14 protein-coding genes and 1 riboswitch are annotated in these 16667 nt (G+C 57.9%); of the genes, 5 read left to right on the top strand and 9 right to left on the bottom strand.

Annotation, left to right across the window (positions count from 1 at the left end):
* Positions 1 to 7: 7 nt before the first annotated feature.
* Positions 8 to 1180 (bottom strand): ABC transporter substrate-binding protein, encoded by a 1173-nt coding sequence (locus NUW46_RS17160; RefSeq protein WP_418140774.1) that lies wholly within the window; start codon positions 1178 to 1180, stop codon positions 8 to 10.
* A gap of 260 nt (positions 1181 to 1440) precedes the next feature.
* Between NUW46_RS17160 and pedF the strand changes: the two genes are divergently transcribed.
* The 3 genes from pedF to NUW46_RS17145 all read left to right on the top strand — a co-directional run bounded on the left by pedF (position 1441) and on the right by NUW46_RS17145 (position 4872).
* Positions 1441 to 1869: a cytochrome c-550 PedF gene (gene pedF / locus NUW46_RS17155; RefSeq protein WP_222465429.1), complete on the top strand. Its 429-nt coding sequence runs from the start codon at positions 1441 to 1443 to the stop codon at positions 1867 to 1869.
* A gap of 77 nt (positions 1870 to 1946) precedes the next feature.
* On the top strand, positions 1947 to 2903 hold the full coding sequence (locus NUW46_RS17150; RefSeq protein WP_418140773.1) for a substrate-binding periplasmic protein: 957 nt from the start codon (positions 1947 to 1949) through the stop codon (positions 2901 to 2903).
* A 193-nt stretch (positions 2904 to 3096) separates the two neighbouring features.
* Positions 3097 to 4872, top strand: a complete 1776-nt coding sequence (locus tag NUW46_RS17145) for a PQQ-dependent methanol/ethanol family dehydrogenase (protein ID WP_418140772.1) — start codon at positions 3097 to 3099, stop codon at positions 4870 to 4872.
* 61 nt (positions 4873 to 4933) lie between these two features.
* Here the strand turns inward: NUW46_RS17145 and NUW46_RS17140 are convergent, their stop codons facing one another.
* From NUW46_RS17140 to NUW46_RS17130, 3 genes are all read right to left on the bottom strand, one after another.
* Positions 4934 to 5719, bottom strand: coding sequence for an ABC transporter ATP-binding protein (locus NUW46_RS17140; protein ID WP_222465426.1), 786 nt, complete (start codon positions 5717 to 5719; stop codon positions 4934 to 4936).
* Entirely contained in the window at positions 5719 to 6534 is an 816-nt protein-coding gene (locus NUW46_RS17135) for an ABC transporter permease (RefSeq protein ID WP_418140771.1), read from the bottom strand. The genes NUW46_RS17140 and NUW46_RS17135 overlap by 1 nt, the downstream gene beginning before the upstream one ends.
* A 66-nt stretch (positions 6535 to 6600) precedes the next feature.
* Positions 6601 to 6709, bottom strand: a riboswitch (guanidine-I (ykkC/yxkD leader).
* A 193-nt stretch (positions 6710 to 6902) separates the two neighbouring features.
* Positions 6903 to 7934: an alpha/beta fold hydrolase gene (locus NUW46_RS17130; protein ID WP_418140770.1), complete on the bottom strand. Its 1032-nt coding sequence runs from the start codon at positions 7932 to 7934 to the stop codon at positions 6903 to 6905.
* A 155-nt stretch (positions 7935 to 8089) separates the two neighbouring features.
* Between NUW46_RS17130 and glnT the strand changes: the two genes are divergently transcribed.
* On the top strand, positions 8090 to 9448 hold the full coding sequence (gene glnT / locus NUW46_RS17125) for a type III glutamate--ammonia ligase (protein ID WP_418140769.1): 1359 nt from the start codon (positions 8090 to 8092) through the stop codon (positions 9446 to 9448).
* A gap of 18 nt (positions 9449 to 9466) precedes the next feature.
* Here the strand turns inward: glnT and NUW46_RS17120 are convergent, their stop codons facing one another.
* Positions 9467 to 10237 carry a class II aldolase/adducin family protein gene (locus NUW46_RS17120; RefSeq protein ID WP_222465421.1) on the bottom strand — a complete coding sequence of 257 codons (771 nt, stop codon included), beginning with the start codon at positions 10235 to 10237 and terminating at the stop codon, positions 9467 to 9469.
* 138 nt (positions 10238 to 10375) lie between these two features.
* Here NUW46_RS17120 and NUW46_RS17115 point away from each other — a divergent pair, with 138 nt between their 5' ends.
* Positions 10376 to 11269: a bifunctional transcriptional activator/DNA repair enzyme AdaA gene (locus NUW46_RS17115; protein WP_418140768.1), complete on the top strand. Its 894-nt coding sequence runs from the start codon at positions 10376 to 10378 to the stop codon at positions 11267 to 11269.
* Positions 11270 to 11371: 102 nt separating this feature from the next.
* Here NUW46_RS17115 and NUW46_RS17110 read toward each other — a convergent pair whose 3' ends face one another.
* The 4 genes from NUW46_RS17110 to NUW46_RS17095 all read right to left on the bottom strand — a co-directional run bounded on the left by NUW46_RS17110 (position 11372) and on the right by NUW46_RS17095 (position 16609).
* A complete protein-coding gene (locus NUW46_RS17110) occupies positions 11372 to 13072 on the bottom strand; it encodes a hypothetical protein (protein ID WP_418140767.1) in 1701 nt (566 codons plus the stop codon).
* 240 nt (positions 13073 to 13312) lie between these two features.
* Positions 13313 to 14497: a helix-turn-helix transcriptional regulator gene (locus tag NUW46_RS17105; protein ID WP_418140766.1), complete on the bottom strand. Its 1185-nt coding sequence runs from the start codon at positions 14495 to 14497 to the stop codon at positions 13313 to 13315.
* Positions 14498 to 14695: 198 nt separating this feature from the next.
* On the bottom strand, positions 14696 to 15310 hold the full coding sequence (locus NUW46_RS17100) for a TetR family transcriptional regulator (RefSeq protein ID WP_209399987.1): 615 nt from the start codon (positions 15308 to 15310) through the stop codon (positions 14696 to 14698).
* Between the two features lie 222 nt (positions 15311 to 15532).
* Positions 15533 to 16609 (bottom strand): putative urea ABC transporter substrate-binding protein, encoded by a 1077-nt coding sequence (locus NUW46_RS17095; protein ID WP_418140765.1) that lies wholly within the window; start codon positions 16607 to 16609, stop codon positions 15533 to 15535.
* Between the last annotated feature and the right edge of the window lie 58 nt (positions 16610 to 16667).

The following is a 16667-nucleotide window of genomic DNA, read 5'->3' as shown; positions in this document are numbered from 1 at the left end:
CACTGGGTCAGCCGTTAATTCGGCACTCGCTCTCGGGCCGGTCAAAGCCGAGGGTGTCGAGTTCGGTATTCGGGTGCAGGAAGCCTTCAAACGGGGCAGTGGCCACCAGCCCTCTCGGATGCACCAGCGGAATGGGCTGACGCATCTGGCCGTTCCAGTCCCGGAAAGTAACCTTGCGGCCCTTGAAGGCGGCCAGCTGGAACTCGTCGCTGAACAGGAAATCCCGGATCTCGGCAGGCTTTGCGGAATTCAGGTCGGTCACGGCGGTCCCTATGGCTCGAATGGCCGCCCAGGCGGCGTAGTCCTCGCTGTTCATGTTGCGATTGGCCAGCTCGCGGAACCGGTTCTGTAGCTGGGCAGCCCCCCAACTCTCCACCACACGGTGCCAGGTGACCGGAGTCATGCCTTGGGTCCCTACCACCGGGCGTGGCAGCCAGGTATTGAATGGCACGTACTCGCCAAAATCGCCGCGCACGTCGGCCACCACCACCGCGTCGTAATCGCTGGCCTGGGTGAACAGCGGCAGCTCCTTCGAGGCGGTTCGGCGCAGGTCGGCGTCAAAGGTCCAGGGCTTGTCTTCGACAATCTCCAGACCGAACCGTTTGGCGGAGCGGCGGAAGGCATCGGCCCAGCTTTTATCGGCATCGGTGGGCCCGGTAATCAGGAACACCTCATCCCAGCGTCGCTGGTTCAGCCACTGGCCAAGGGCGTCGGTGAGCATCGAATAGCTGGGCATGGTGTGAAGAAGATTGACGTGGCATTGGCCGGTGCGCAGGGCATCTTCCTTGGCGCCGGCATTGAAGATCAGGGAGTTGTCGTCGGCTTTTTCGGTGAGCGCTTTCAGGGTCGACGCCGGCGCGTTCACCACGAACAGCTCCAGGCCGCGCTCGCGCATGGCATTAAAGGCCGCGATGGCCGCTTCTTCCGAATTCGCTACATCAGTCTGCAACGAGTAAGTCTGGCCCAGAAACCTGCCGGTGGTGCTGTTGTCGTTGATGGCCAGCTCAGCCCCTCGCAGACCGGCGTCCTCAGGTTCCGGAATCACATTGGACAGCACCGGACCCTGGTCTGGTACCCACTGCAGGTAGCCGATCTGCACTCCCAGGGATTCCGCCTGAAGCGGGCATGCTGCTGCCATGGTGATTAATGAAGTGGCCGCTGTCCGGGATAGAAAAGACATGGAATTCTCCGGCTTATTGTTGTGCTTCCAGCTTATGGAAGGGTGAGAAGGCCGGAAATATTCAGAAAGTAGGAATCAGGCAGTACCAAAGGATGAGATTTCCGCTCGGGGACCAAAAATCTACTACCAAGGAACTAAACCAAAACCCCCAAAGTGGCATTCGGATTGGGCAGCGGGGTTCCTAGACTGGTAATCAGCAAGTTGGCAACTGACAAATCCAATAGCCAACCACGGGGAATCCAATAACAGAGGTAAGACCAATGGCAATGTCCTTTTCACTCAAAGCAATCGTGGCTTCGGCCATGTTTGGCCTGGCCGGCTTCGCTATCGCGCATGGCAATGTCACACCACAGGAAGTGGATACGGGCAATCTGCCGGAGCTGGGCGACGACGTCCGCATCGAAAACCCCTTCCGCGAAGGCAATGAGTTCGGCGAGTTCAACGCTCAGGCGGTCAAAATTGGCGAGAGCGCCTACGCGGGCAACTGCGCCGCCTGCCACGGCATCCGTGCAATGTCCGGAGGCCTCACGCCTGATCTTCGTGAGCTCACCGAATGGGACGACGAGTATTTTATCAATCGCGTCCGCAACGGCACGGATCGGGGCATGCCGTCCTGGAAGAAGAGTATGGATCAGAACGCCATGTGGGCAATCCGCACTTACGTGGAATCCCTGCCCAAGCCGGAGTGATGAACCTGGCTACTGTCAGATCGAATGCCTGAATCCGGGTCGGCCTCGTGCCGGCCCTTCGTCGTTGGGAGAAAACAATGAAAATTCTGTCTCGAATGCTTGCCCTGCTGCTGTTCGCCCAGGTGGTCCTGGCCCAGGAAGTTAACGACGGGAATGAATTGCTGAACCGACCCGCGGAGCGCACCTACGACATCATTCTGGATTCCGGCTATCTGAAGGTCGGCGTCTACAAGGATTTTCCACCCTACTCCTACCAGGTTGATGGCGAGGCCCGCGGTATCGATATAGAGCTCGGGCGACGGATTGCGGAGGAAATGGGCGTTGAGTTCAAGGTGCACTGGATCATACCCGACGAGAATCTCGGCGACGACCTGCGTAACAACGTCTGGAAAGGGCACTACCTGGCCAAACAAAGGCTTGCCGACGTCATGCTTCGGGTGCCCTACGACAAGACCTACGCCTACATGCAGGACTCCACAGGCGAGTACATCAATGAACAGGTGGTGCTGTTCGGCCCCTATCAGCAGGAAACCTGGCAGATTGCCTACAACCCGGAAAAACTCGACAGCGTCGAAACCGTGGCGGTGTTCCAGTACAACCGCATTGGCGTTGAGATAGACACGCTTCCGGATTTCTACCTGACCTCCGCTTTCGGCGGGCGCATGCGTGAGCAGGTGCGGCATTACACCAACGTGGCTGACGCATTCGAGGCCATGCGCAACGGTGAGGTAAGTGCCGTCATGGGGATGCGATCGGAGATTGATCACGAACTGGCAAAATCCGAGAACACGGCGTTCAAAGCTGCTGGCAACGGGTTTCCCGGTATCGGTAAACAGGTCTGGGATGTGGGTATGGCAATCAAACATACCCATCGCCAGCTGGGCTATGCCCTCGAAGCTATCGTCGACCGACTGGTGAAAAGCGGAGAGATGGATGAGCTCATGGCCAGCCAGAATCTTCGTTACAGCGTTCCGGGCTACTACCGGGCGTTTCTCGAGGAGGAAGCCATCGCCCGGGCTGAGGGCGACCTTTGAGTGCGCGCTTGGCGCATCCGGGCCGGAAGATCTGGAGTAGTCGTACTACCAAGTGATGAGAAAACCTGTTCCGGGGAGCAATTGTTGGTTTTTTCCACAAAGCGAAGAATCGTATCAGAGGCGGGAAAAGTTCCCGGTTCGGCCTGAAACGAACTCAAGAGAACTGAAAACAAGAGACTTGGAGAGCGCAACCATGAGAACCAACAAGTTCGGGATTCGCATCGCGGCCAGCGCCCTGGCCATGGCAGTATCCTACGGGGCCCATGCGGTAACCGACGAAGACATCATCAACGATCACAAGACCCCTGAAGACATTGTCAGCTACGGCATGGGTACCCAGGGACAGCGCTACAGCATCCTGGAAGATCTGAACACCAACAACGTCCAGTATCTGCAACCGGCCTGGGCTTTCTCCTTCGGCAGCGAAAAAATGCGCGGCCAGGAATCCCAGCCGCTGGTCAAGGACGGCGTCATGTACGTGACCGCTTCCTACTCCCGGATCTATGCCATTGATGCCAAAACCGGCGAAGAGATCTGGCAGTACGATGCCCGCCTGCCGGACGGCATCATGCCTTGCTGCGACGTTGTTAACCGCGGTGCCGCCATCTACGGCGACAAGATCATTTTCGGAACCCTCGACGCGAAACTGGTTGCCCTGAACAAGGACACCGGGAAGCCGATGTGGATCAAAAAGGTTGCCGATTACCAGGCCGGCTATGCAATCACTGCGGCGCCCATGGTCGTCAAGGGCAAGGTCATTACCGGCGTTTCCGGTGGTGAATTCGGCATTGTCGGCAAGGTGGAAGCCTACGACGCCAATACCGGTGACCTGGTGTGGACCCGTCCTACCGTTGAAGGTCATATGGGTTACGTCTACAAAGACGGCAAGAAAATCGAAAATGGCATTTCCGGCGGCAAAGCAGGCGTAACCTGGCCCGGCGAAATGTGGAAAAACGGCGGCGCAGCAACCTGGCTGGGCGGCACCTACGATCCGGACACCGACTCCCTGTTCTTCGGTACCGGTAACCCGGCACCCTGGAACTCGCACCTGCGTCCGGGAGACAACCTGTTCTCCTCATCCCGGCTGGCGATCGATCCGGACGACGGCAGCATCAAGTGGCACTTCCAGACCACTCCGAACGATGGTTGGGATTATGACGGTGTTAACGAACTGATCTCCTTCGACTACGAAGAGAACGGCAAGACCGTCAAAGCAGCGGCCACCGCCGACCGTAACGGATTCTTCTACGTGCTGAATCGCGAAAACGGCGACTTTATCCGTGGCTTCCCGTTCGTGGACAAGATCACCTGGGCCGAAGGCCTGGATCCCGAGACCGGTCGCCCAATCTACACCGAGGGTGGTCGCCCTGGTAACCCGGCCGATATGGACGGTAACAAGGGTGAGACAGTTGTGGCCCAGCCTGCGTTCCTCGGTGGCAAGAACTGGATGCCGATGGCGTTCAGCCAGCAGACCGGCCTGTTCTATGTGCCTTCCAACGAGTGGGCCATGGATATCTGGAACGAGCCTGTTTCCTACAAGAAGGGCGCTGCGTTCCTGGGTGCGGGCTTTACCATCAAGCCGGCCAACGATGATTACATCGGCGTGCTTCGGGCCATGGATCCGAAAACCGGTGAGGAAGTCTGGCGCTACGAAAACACCGCGCCACTGTGGGGTGGCGTGATGACCACGGCCGGTGGCCTGGTATTCACCGGCACTCCCGAGGGCCACCTGAAGGCATTCGATGCCAAGACCGGCGAGGAACTCTATCGCTTCAACACCGGTTCTGGTGTGGTGGGCACGCCCGTGACCTGGACCATGGACGGCGAGCAATACGTCTCTGTGGCTTCCGGATGGGGCGGTGCGGTTCCGCTCTGGGGTGGCGAAGTTGCCAAGGTAGTGAAGGACTTCAACCAGGGCGGTATGGTCTGGACCTTCAAGCTGCCGAAGGATCGGGTTGCCAGCAACTGATCCGAACGCTTCAAAAAAGGTCGCCTTCGGGCGACCTTTTTTTATTTGGCTGGCATCACCATCAGGCTGCCTGGTTCCGGGCTGTCTCGCTGACCGACTCGTGAATGTCCTCGAGCAGTTTTCGATCCGTCTGCCCGATCGGCAAGTCGTAGGTAATGGTTGCACCAAACGCCTGCGGATCGTGGGGGTCGTTTCGCACCTTGTCGAACACCAGCAGCCGGGTACCCAGGTAAAAACCTTCCTTGAGATCGTGGGTCACCATGAAGATAGTGGTGCCGGTTTCCTGCCACAGCTTCAGCAACAGGTCGTGCATGTCGCCCCTGATACCGGGATCCAGCGCACCAAAGGGTTCGTCTAGCAGGAGTACCCGTGGCCGCATGATCAGGGACTGGGCGATGGCCAGGCGCTGTTGCATGCCGCCGGAGAGTTCGTGGGGCCACTTGTGGGCAGAGGGGCTGAGGCCGACGGACTCCAGCATCGCGTCCACCTTTTCCAGCGCCTCCTTGCGGGCGCTTCCGAACAGTTTGCCCAGCCAGGGCTTCTGTTCCAGTTCCAGACCCATCAGTACGTTCTGGCGCACCGTCAGGTGCGGGAATACCGAGTAGCGCTGGAACACGATGCCCCGGTTGCGGTCGGGTTCCCCGGGAAAGGCCTCCCCTTCCAGCAGCAGTTCGCCACGGGTCTGGGTTTCCTGGCCCAGCAGCATTTTCAGAAAGGTGGATTTGCCGCAACCGGAGGCGCCCACCAGGGTGCAGAACTCCCCCTGTTTCACGCTCAGGCTGAGGTTTTCCAGAACCACCTGGTCGCCGTATTCTTTCCAGAGTTTGTTGACGGTGATAAAGCTCATCAGTGGCCTCCTGCGTTGTACCAGGGGAACAGTCTGCGATTGGCAAGGCGCAGACACTGGTCGATGACGATGGCGAGAATGGTGATCCAGATGACGTACGGCAGGATCACATCCATGGCCAGGTAGCGCCGGACCAGGAAGATCCGGTAGCCCAGGCCTTCGGTGGAGGCAATCGCCTCGGCAGCAATCAGAAACAGCCAGGCCGGGCCCAGGCTCAGGCGTACAGCATCGATCAGTCTCGGTAACACCTGCGGCAGCGCCATTCGGGTAATAACCTGCCAGGAGTTTGCCCCCAGCGTCTGGATCTTGATCAGTTGTTCGCCGGGCAGTTCGCGAACCCGCTGGGCCACATCGCGCATCATGATCGGCGCGGTGCCGATTACGATCAGCATGACTTTGGAAAGCTCACCCAGCCCGAACACAATGAAAAGGATGGGTAATATCGCCAGCGGCGGCACCATGGACAGTGCCGAAACCAGTGGCGCCAGGTTGGCCCTGACCAGTGGCAATACGCCATTGAGAATGCCGACCACCAACGCCAGCAAGGCGGCGATGCCGACGCCCATCCCGAGGCGTGCCAGGCTGGCAGTGGTGTCCTGTATCATCAGGTAATCACCGCTACGGCGGTCTTCCTGGAACGCCATGCGTTCCACGGCGGCAGTCATCTGCTCAAGGCCGGGAAGGAGTTTGTCATTGGGGTTTTCTGCCAGCCGCTCCTGGGAGGCGAGGCTGTAGATGAGCATGATCAACAGGAAGGGAAGCAAACCCAGCAGCGTGGCGGACACTCGCCCGGGGTGATGGTTGATCATTCGCATGAATCGTCTCCTCTGGTTACACAACACGGCAAGGTCATCGCGGGTAACAGCGTCCCTTGCGATTCAGTCTCCCGGGCTTTTGTCCCGCCGTGTAACCTCCCCAGAGGTCGGTAACTCTCGGACCAGCCATCCGGGAATCTTGAATGCCCGGACCGGAACCCTAGTCACCCATTGTTTCCGTCGTGTTCGCCGCTTGGTCTGCGGTGTTGTGAACAGTGCTGTAAACGGATCGGGGTTTTGAAAACCGTTAGTCCGATACAGTGCAGATGGCATGCCATATTCTGGAAGAGGGCGGAAACGGGTCATTCCTGCAAAGGCCTCAGCAAAAATGTGCACCGGGTTGGTGCATTGCAGGTTCGGGTGTTCAATCATGATGCCTCTCCCGCAAGTAGGGCACGGGCAGCCGCGAGGATGCGATCATGGCTGGCGGACTCCCGGCCGGCGCCACCGGCAATATGGCCCCAGTCCGATTCCAACGATTCCACGGTTGCGCCGGGCATACGGAGGCCATCCTCACTGGCGTCCTCCTCGCTAAAGTAGAGATCGGTGGTGCAGGGCATCATGCGGGTAGGCATGGCAATGGCAGAAAGCGCCGCTTCGTAATCCATGCCAAATACGGGGTTGTCGCTGATATCGCCCGTCTGCCAGGTGTTCAGCACGGTGAGCAGATCATTGGCGTCCTGGCCCAGATGATCCTGTTCCCAGAACTGCAGCAGGTCTTCAATGGAATTGAAGCCCAGGCCACGCCAGAGTTCGCGACGAAAGAACGCCTGGGAATAGGCCCAGCCGGCGTAAACCCGGCCGAAGGCCCTGAGTCCGCATTCGGGTGGAGTGCGGTAGCGGCCATTCTTAAAGGCGTGGTCGCAGGTCAGTGCTGCCTTTACGCCTTCCAGAAACACCCGGTTATGGGGGTGACATCGGGCGGTGCAACAGGTGGCCAGCACCGCGCGGACCTGACCAGGGAACAGGCAGCCCCATTGCAGCGCCTGCATCCCGCCCATGGACCAGCCCATCACCAGTGCAATGCCGGCGTCGTCAAAGGTCTCCTCCACCAATCGCTTTTGCAGCATCAGGTTGTCGTATAAGGACACCGCGGGAAAGTCGGGGCCGCCCTGTTCACCGGAAGTATTCGAGGGAGAGGATGATTCACCGGCGCCCAACAGGGAGGGAATGACGATGCAGTAACGCTCCGGATCCAGTGGGCTGTTATTCCCGACCCACGGGTAATTACCCGCCGCTGCACCACCGTAGTACGTCGGCAGTAGGATCAGGTTGTCTTTTGGTGCGTTCAGCTCGCCGATCCGGTGGTACCGCAATCTTGCTGAGTAAAGCGTTTCGCCGGAGGTCAGGGGCAGGTCTCCCGCCTCAAAATCCTCTGTAAGCCATTGCTTCGACGTCATTTTGTCCTCGCTTTCAGGCTGGCTGGTGGCCTGAAGTTTCTCGCTTTCGCTCTTATATATACACGCTGGCATGTATGTTGAATGGCAAAAACCAAGAAAGAAATGTGCCAGAACCCCAACTGATTGCCCGCATGCCGGGCCGGAGAGAAAACAGGATGACGGAATTGACCAATACCCAGGCCCTGAAAGAGAAACTCAGCGAGGCGGGCGTGAAATACGCCATTGCCAGCTATGTGGATATCCACGGTGTGACCAAGGGCAAGTTCGTGCCGTTGGCCCATCTGGGGCAAATGATGGAAGGCTCGGAGTTGTATACCGGCGCTGCCCTAGATGGCGTGCCCCAGGATATCTCCGACGACGAAGTGGCCTCCATGCCAGATCCTGACGGCCTGGCCATCTGCCCCTGGAATCGCCAGCTGGCCTGGTTCCCGGGTAACCTGTTCCTGAACGGCCAACCTTTCGAAGCCTGTTCCCGGAATATTCTGCGGCGTCAGCTGGGTGCGGCGGCGGATATGGGGTATCGCTTCAACCTGGGTATCGAGACCGAGTTCTTCCTGTTCCGGGATACCGAGGATGGCGGCTTTGCGCCCCTGAGCGACCGCGACAACCTGGGCAAGCCCTGTTATGACCCCCGTACCCTCATGGACAACCTGCCCATCATGGATGAGCTGGTGGATGCCATGAACGAGCTGGGCTGGGATGTGTACTCGTTTGATCACGAAGACGCCAACGGCCAGTTCGAGACCGACTTCAAATACGCCGACGCCCTGACCATGTCCGATCGCCTGGTGTTCTTCCGGATGATGGCGAACGAGATTGCCCGCAAACACGGCGCTTTCGCCAGCTTCATGCCCAAGCCCTTTGCCGACCGCACGGGCAGTGGTGCCCACTACAACATGTCGCTGGCGGATCTGAAAACTGGCGAGAACCTGTTCGAGCCAAAAGGCGACGACCTGCACAACTGCGGCATCAGCAAGATTGCCTATCACTTCACTGCGGGTGTGCTGAAACACGGCGCGGCGATCAGTGCCGTGATCGCGCCGACAGTGAACAGTTACAAGCGTCTGGTACGCCAGGGCAGCATGTCCGGGTCCACCTGGGCGCCGGTGTTCATGTGTTATGGCTCAAATAACCGCACCAACATGATCCGGATTCCCGGCATGGGCGGGCGTATCGAGTGTCGGGCCGCAGACATTGCCTGCAACCCGTACCTTGGCAGTGCCTTGATACTGGCCGCAGGCCTGGAAGGCATCCGTGAAGGCCTGGATGCGGGCGCACCCCACCACGAGAATATGTACAACTACAGCGATGCCGAGATCGCCGAGCAGGGCATTGAGTATCTGCCCAGGAACCTGGGCGAGGCGGTGGAAGCATTCGAGGCGGATTCGCTGGCCAAAGAGGTCTTCGGTGACGCCATGTTCGAAAGCTTCGTGGACTTCAAGAAAGCCGAGTGGGAGAGCTATCAGAACCACGTCTCTTCCTGGGAGGTGGATCGTTACCTGAAAATGTTCTGATAGCTATCCGGGAGGGGGTCAGCTCCGGAAGCCAGGATCGATGCGGTCAAGCTTCCGGAGAAGTCCGGGCCAGGCAAGGTTGCCGCCCATGCCCCTGGTGACCTTCTTTGCCTGCTCACGAATCGAGCTCAGGATGGTGTCCGGAATACGCACCAGTGGCTGCCCACCAGACATGGCCTGGATCTGCACCTCACACGCGCGCTGCAGGATGTACATATTAAGGAAGGCGTCGGCAACGCTGGGGCCTGTGGTCAGCAGTCCGTGGTTGCGCAGGATCATGAACCGGGCCTGGCCCAGATCTGCCTGCAGGCGCGCTTTCTCGTCTTCCCGCAGCGCCACACCTTCGTAATCGTGGTACGCCAGCCCGGATAATGGGAACAGGCTTTGTTGGGACAGGGGCAGCAGGCCTTCCTTTTGCGCCGAAACTGCCACTCCGGCGGTGGTGTGGGTATGCATGACGCAGGCGGCATCCTCGCGAACCGCATGGATAGCACTGTGAATGGTGAACCCGGCAGGATTGATGTCGAAATCTTCCGGATTGATCTTGTTGCCGTCCTGGTCGATGCGCACCAGGCTGGAAGCCGTAATTTCCTCGAACATCATGCCGTAGGGGTTGATCAGGAAATGATGTTCCTCACCGGGAATCCGCGCGGAGAGGTGGGTGAAGATGAGGTCGTCCCAGCCGTAGAGAGCAATCAGGCGATAGGCGGCGGCCAGGTCAATGCGAAGCTGCCACTCCTCCTCACTTACTTCACCCTTCTTGGATGGAATTGCCAATTGCTCGGACATAATGCTGACTCCTCGGAATCGTCTGGTTTTGTTGTTGATTGACCGTCAATTTAGCGCCCGCAAGAATCGGATGGAAGGGGGCGAGGCAAACGCGCATCATAGGGATGCTGGGTTGTGTGCACATGAAGGAGCCAAAGTATGGCAAGTTCCCGAATCCCGATGCGTGACGAGAGAGATAGCAAGGCGGACTCATCCATCCCTGTTGCCGATCGAATGGTCGCTCTGGCCGGATACATCGAGAGCCGGCCAGATGAATCGTTGAGCCTTGCCGACCTCGGCGCTGTCGCTGGGTTGTCGCCATCGCGGGTACAGCGGGTGTTCAAGGAAGCCTTCGGTGTCTCGCCAAAGGCCTATCAGGACGCGCTGCGCCTGAACCTCTACAAGCAGGCCCTCAAGCGTGGACAAACGGTGACCGAAGCAATCTACGATGCAGGTTTTGGTTCCGTCAGCCGCGTCTATGGCAAGGCTGACCGACAGGTTGGCATGCCGCCGTCCCGTTACGGCAAGGGGGGAGAGGGTGAAACCATTACCTATGCCTGCCGGCAAACCTCACTTGGCTTGTTGATGATGGCCGCCACTGATCAAGGTGTATGTTTTGCCCAATTCGGGGACGACGAGGTGGCCCTGCGAGAGCAGCTAAAACAGGAATTCCCGAAGGCACGACTCTCCCCCTCCGAGGCAAAGATGTCACCAGAACTGGATGCCTGGATTGTCGCCCTGGACGACCACCTCAGCCAGAACACGCCTCGCCCGGAGGTTCCTCTGGATATCCGTGGCACTGCTTTCCAGACACGGGTCTGGAAGCTTCTTTTGAGCGTTCGCGAGGGCGAGGTCGTGAGTTATACGGAACTGGCAAGACGACTGGGTGAGCCCAAAGCCGTTCGAGCTGTGGCCTCCGCTTGCGGCCGCAATCGCATCGCCGTGCTGATTCCCTGCCATCGTGTGTTGCGCAGTGACGGCTCCCTGGGCGGTTACCGCTGGGGGCTGGATCGCAAACGGAAATTACTTGAAAGAGAATGCCAAGGTTCGTAATCGTGAGCGTAACGCCAAACAAAGCGAACCCCGGAAAACCGGGGTTCCTCGGTCATTCGAGAGCCCACGTTACGGGCTCTGATCGAGCAGAAGATTCCTGCTTTACTGGGGGGCCTCGGTCACTTCCGTGATGAACATGAGATCCATGTCGCCCTGGTACACCAGCGTGGTGTAGGGGCTGTCACCTTCAATCGGCAGGTAGGTCCATTCCGCGCCGCCCTCCACGTAGGTGAGGGAGCCGGAAGTCAGGACGGACCAACCGTTGCTGTCGATCTGGTTTTGGTCGCCAGTGACATCAAAGTCCATGTAACCGCTGCCATCCTGGTTCAGCACCAGATCAATGGTCGCGCTATCCGGAGCATCCATGTTGTAGATGCCGGCCTCGGCTGGCGTTCGGCCATCGATATCGGCAAAGCTGAGGGTCTGGGTAACGCCACCGATAAAGTCGTTGCCGCTGGCCTCGACGTAGACCTGCTGGGTATCGCCCTCGAAGTCCTTCAGCGTGACCGCATAACGGCCCAAGCGACGCAGGGTGAATGGTTCGCCTCCCTCGGCAACCGGAAGGTTGTCGGAAAGGGTCAGTTGTCCTGTCGGGTGGAGCTCGGCCGGACCATCGACGAAACCATTTCCGCCTTCGTCTTTCGCCGGGTCGTCAAACAGGCCTCCCGGGCCGTCCAGTTCCGCCGATACGGAGGTTACCGCAAACGTGGAACCGTCGAAGCTGTAGGTGCCCCACTCTGAGGAAACCGGCTCGACGACGTCGCCGTCGTAGACCTCGCTATTGTCATTGTGGACAACGACGTAGCTGCTGTCATCGAGAATGGTGAGGACGTTGTGACGATCGATTTGCTTCTCTTCGTTAAAACCTTCGCCCAGGTACCAGCTGCCGATCAGGCTTTGCTGGGCATTACGTACTGCTTCAAACCTGACTTCTTCGCTTTCTCCGACAGACGTCAGCACGAGTGCGCCGTCGCTCAGTTGCATTGTCCAGGCTGCGGTGGAATTGTTGTCGATCAGACCGCCACTGAGGTCTGACTCGTCAATCAGTGTCAGCTCGAGTTGACCGGATGCACTGTCCCAGGTGTAGGTGCCGTACTCCGCACTTGCGGCCCGCTGGTCACCGTCATCAGCCTTGGAGTGGGCAATCAGGTATTCGCTGTCATTCAGGAAAGTCAGCACGTTGACGTTGCCATTAGCTTCCTCAAAGACCCAGCTGCCAACCAGGTCGCCGGATTGGGAGCTTTTGAAGTGTTCAACCGCATCTGCTGTTGCAATCAGGGTCTTGCCGGTGGCGTTGATGGCCGTGTTGGCCTGGGTTTCGAAGTCCGCCTCGCTGAGCGAGGGGTCGAGATCCATATCCTGCAAAGCGGTATGCACAGCGTCGGAAATGGTAATGCCATTGCTGGCATCGCCATCGGAATCCAGGGTCTGCAGTAAGCGCAGGATGTTCACGACGGTCTGGTCAGAGCTCCAGTCGGTAGCACCGCTACCCATGTCGGCCGGGGAGATGCGGCCGGTGGCTTCGACGGCCGGCAGGTCGATACCGCCGATGCTAAAAACCACGGTATCGCCGGCTTCGTAATTGTACTCGCCCAGTGCGTTGGTTTGGCCGGATGTACCGCTTGGTGAGGTGGTGTAATTGATGCCGGCAACTGCGGCGTCAACGAAGATGCCCGTTTCAGTGGCAGTGGTGCCGCCCGTGTTGCTGTCATTGGAAGAACCGCCGCTGCTACCACCACAACCGGTAAGAACGAACGCGGAGGAAATGGCCGTCGCCAGAGTCAACTTCTTGAACTTTCCCATAACCACACCTTTTTGATGAATATCAGATTGATTGGGTAATCGGGAAACTAGCATCGGATTTATATCAAGACATGACCCATTTTAGGGATGGGCATGATTGAGAGGTCGATTCTGCGACGTATGTTGCACCGAAAAGCGACTAAGTGCTCTGAACCTATAGCTTTTCTGAAATGTGTAACTGTTTGTCTGGCAACTGTAAAAGCGGCAAAACACTTATTGGTTCAAGTGACGGCTTGCGCTCTACGCCAATGCCCGCACCAGCATGGACACCAGCTCCGTCTGTTTGCGATAGCCGTTTTTCGCGAGCAGGCTCTTGATGTGTTGGCGGGCGGTATGGATGGAAATCTGTTTTCTCTCGGCGACATCACTGGCGCTCAGGCCCTGGGCCAGAAGCGCGGCGACAGCCGCCTCCGTTGGTGTACAGTGGAACAGCGCCTGCAATCGGTCATGATCCGGTTCCAGCGAGGAGTCAAAACTGAACAGCTCCGCCAATACGCCGTTATTCTCAGCGCTATCAGCAATCAGTGGCGTCAAACAGACCGCGATACGCTCCTGGCCGCGACGAGTAAATACCGTTTGTGGTGAGAGAATGCCTTTGTGCGAGAGGACGATGCAGGTGGTAATGGCATCCTGAAGCTTGCGGGTAATCTGACTGTCTGAGCTTTGCAGTCTTTCGGAGTCGTTGATGGACAGGCTTTTGCTGTTTTCCATCAGAGCCTGCGCCGCGTCGTTTGCCTGGGCAACATTGCCCAGTGCATTGAAGACAATGAGCGGCTTTTTCACGTGGTTGAGTGCTGTCGCCAGGTTTTCATTGTCGCTGCGCGTCTCATACAGTTTCAGGTGCAGGGCGACGGCATTCTCGATATGGGGAGCCAGCAGATTCATCTGCAGGAGTTCATTCTCGGTGTAAGGGCCGAACTCCTTGTGCCGGTTGGCAATGAATACCACATTGGTACCGGTTTCACGAGTAACCAACATGCCGGCACTATCGACCATACCAGCCTCCTCGACCCAGGCACGGCTTTCCGGGCTGAGAATATCGAGAATGCTACGGCTGGTGTCACCACGAAGGAGGGAGTCAAACTGGCGTGGTGGAAGCTTTACATAGTGGGTGAGCGCTTCGTCCCGTTCCGGCAGATCACTGTTGATATACCACTCTTCGAACCCTTCCGGGTAGCCAAACGTCCAGCCATAAACCATGCGCTGTGGGTTGCTTGCCAGCCCGAGAATTCCACCTTGCAGGGCTTTGAAATGATGTTTGAACGCATCAAAGAAAGGCTGGAAGCCGGTGTTGTCATGGAGGCAGCGGTAAAGGGTACTGACAAGCGTGTTATACGCTTGAAGGTCCTCACCTCCCAGGGCTGGGAAAGGAAAAGCGAGTTCCGTGTTGGAATCTGAAGGGTAGGGAATGCTGGCGTTTGTCACAGCGAAAAGTTCCTTTTAAATTAACCGCCAACACCCAGGCAGTGAGCGCTGTGTGGGACGGTAACAGTCTCTGGCCAATCCAGTGAAAAACGAGGTTGCTCACAATTAGCTTAGCCGAGCAATGGCGCCAGAGGGTAAAACAATGCAAAAGATTATGGTGCCGGAATGGTGAAAGGATTGTCTGTCCGAATGAGCCATTCAGCTGGATTTGCCCAACAGTCGCCAGAATTGTCGCTGGAAAAACGCCGTTTCCTGTTTCAGTGAAAACAGCTTCGGCGCAAACAGCCAGGTCTGGGTAATGCCCATCAGATAGGTGTAGCTCAGCAGTCCCAGGTCCTCCGGCTCTTCCCGTGTGCTAATCAGGCCCCGCTCGATGGCCCGGCTCACCAGATCCCGAAACATGGCGATAATCGACCGGGTCAGCGCCCGTTCCCGTTTCAGTGTCCGACTCATGGCATCGGTGAGTTCGGTTTTGTTCAGCAGAATTTCAAACGACTGACGGTACTTGCGATCATTGGCCAGCAAGCCCAGCCAGCGCTCTATGAAATGATCCATGGCTTCGATGGGCGTTTCCCGCATGCCCGAACACTCCGCGACCAGGGCCTCCAGTGGTTCCTGGGAGTAGGCCAGTACGGCCTCGTAAAGGTCGTCCTTGTTCTCGAAATGCCAGTAGATCGGCCCCCGACTGCAGCCGGCCTCTTTGGCGATACGGCTCAAAGTCGTCAATGAGTAACCATCTCGGCTGAAGAGTTTTAAAGCAGCTTCCAATACCGTCTGGCGTGTTTTCTCGGCATCTTCCTTGGTACGGCGCATGAGAGTCGTCTATTCAATCTGGCTTGGGAGTTTCGGGTTGGTGTGGGGGAGCCTTTCCAAAACACGCTCCTTGCGGCACATCCATGTGACGCTTGGGCTCCGCCATCCATGGCTCCGCACAGTTTTGGAAAGGCTCCCCCACACCAACCCTCCCGCGAAGTTTAAACAAAAACGGGCACGAATGTTCGTGCCCGTGGACTTCACCCTTGGGGTGGGGTTTGCTCAAATCTCTCCGTCAGCCGCCATCTGCATGTAGCTGTCGTTAAATCGAAACTTCACATTTCCGGTGTCACCCATGATGGAGCCATCCGGGAACTCAATGCCTACGAAGTCCGGGCTCATGGCGCCCTGGCCCAGCAGGCCCTTGTCGAAGGAGAACTGGCGAACGCTGTCCATCGCCTCACGGGCCTCATCGCTGCGGATAAACTCTACAGAATTCCCCGGTTTCCAGAACATTTTCATGCCATCCAGCTGTGCCTCATAGCCTAGCTGATCGGTACCGGACAGCTCACCCAGAAACGCCCGGGCTTCCTCGCCTTCTTCTGAATCTGAAGCCAGAATACTCATGGTTTCAAACCAGGCACCTACAAGTGCCTTGCCAAGTTTGGGGTTATCTTCCAGGGTTTCGGTGTTCACCAGGGTCAGATCCTTGATGTGGCCAGGAATCTGGCTGGAATCGAACAGTTTGGTCGCACCCGGGTAGGCTTCCACTTCGGCCAGCAGCGGGTTCCAGGTAGCCACATGGCGGACATCGTCGGTCTGGAACGCGGAAACGAGATCGGCATCGGAGATGTTCACCACGCTCAGATCACGCTCTTCGAGACCGACGCTTGCCAGTGCCCGTGCCAGCAGGTAGTGGGATACGGAGAGCTCAACCAGGTGAACGGTTTCACCCTCCAGCTCTTCGATGGTCTTGGCATCCTTGGATACGAGACCGTCGTTGCCGTTGGAGTAATCACCGACGATCAGCGCGGTGGTGTCCACGCCGGAGGCAGCCGGTATTGACAGGCCGTCCATGCTGGTGGCGACTACGCCGTCAAACTGGCCGGCGGTGTACTGGTTGATGGATTCGATGTAGTCGTTCACCTGTACGATATCCACCTCGATATCGTACTTGTCCGCCCACTTCTTCATGATTCCGTAGTCCTCGGCATACTGCCAGGGCACCCACCCGGCGTAGATGGTCCAGGCGATGCTGAAGGAATCCCTTTCCTGGGCTATTGCGCCCATGGATCCCAGACCCAGGGAGGCCGTGAACAGACCGGCCGCCAGGCGTTTGGTGATGTCGCGTGTAGTCATGGTGTCTCTCCTCGGGCTTTGCCCGTGTTTGCAGGTTTGGTCTTTCTTCAGTTTTTTT

This window comes from Marinobacter sp. MA (genome assembly GCF_048298425.1).
Lineage (GTDB): Bacteria > Pseudomonadota > Gammaproteobacteria > Pseudomonadales > Oleiphilaceae > Marinobacter > Marinobacter salsuginis.
The sequence above is the reverse complement of the archived record's forward strand: the minus strand, read 5'-3'. Positions and strand labels throughout refer to the sequence as shown.

Excerpts from the sequence above, each read along its gene's own strand:
- NUW46_RS17160 (WP_418140774.1), bottom strand. The coding sequence starts at position 1,180 with ATGTCTTTTCTATCCCGGACAGCGGCCACTTCATTAATCACCATGGCA.
- pedF (WP_222465429.1), top strand. The coding sequence starts at position 1,441 with ATGGCAATGTCCTTTTCACTCAAAGCAATCGTGGCTTCGGCCATGTTT.
- NUW46_RS17150 (WP_418140773.1), top strand. The coding sequence starts at position 1,947 with ATGAAAATTCTGTCTCGAATGCTTGCCCTGCTGCTGTTCGCCCAGGTG.
- NUW46_RS17145 (WP_418140772.1), top strand. The coding sequence starts at position 3,097 with ATGAGAACCAACAAGTTCGGGATTCGCATCGCGGCCAGCGCCCTGGCC.
- NUW46_RS17140 (WP_222465426.1), bottom strand. The coding sequence starts at position 5,719 with ATGAGCTTTATCACCGTCAACAAACTCTGGAAAGAATACGGCGACCAG.
- NUW46_RS17135 (WP_418140771.1), bottom strand. The coding sequence starts at position 6,534 with ATGCGAATGATCAACCATCACCCCGGGCGAGTGTCCGCCACGCTGCTG.
- NUW46_RS17130 (WP_418140770.1), bottom strand. The coding sequence starts at position 7,934 with ATGACGTCGAAGCAATGGCTTACAGAGGATTTTGAGGCGGGAGACCTG.
- glnT (WP_418140769.1), top strand. The coding sequence starts at position 8,090 with ATGACGGAATTGACCAATACCCAGGCCCTGAAAGAGAAACTCAGCGAG.
- NUW46_RS17120 (WP_222465421.1), bottom strand. The coding sequence starts at position 10,237 with ATGTCCGAGCAATTGGCAATTCCATCCAAGAAGGGTGAAGTAAGTGAG.
- NUW46_RS17115 (WP_418140768.1), top strand. The coding sequence starts at position 10,376 with ATGGCAAGTTCCCGAATCCCGATGCGTGACGAGAGAGATAGCAAGGCG.
- NUW46_RS17110 (WP_418140767.1), bottom strand. The coding sequence starts at position 13,072 with ATGGGAAAGTTCAAGAAGTTGACTCTGGCGACGGCCATTTCCTCCGCG.
- NUW46_RS17100 (WP_209399987.1), bottom strand. The coding sequence starts at position 15,310 with ATGCGCCGTACCAAGGAAGATGCCGAGAAAACACGCCAGACGGTATTG.
- NUW46_RS17095 (WP_418140765.1), bottom strand. The coding sequence starts at position 16,609 with ATGACTACACGCGACATCACCAAACGCCTGGCGGCCGGTCTGTTCACG.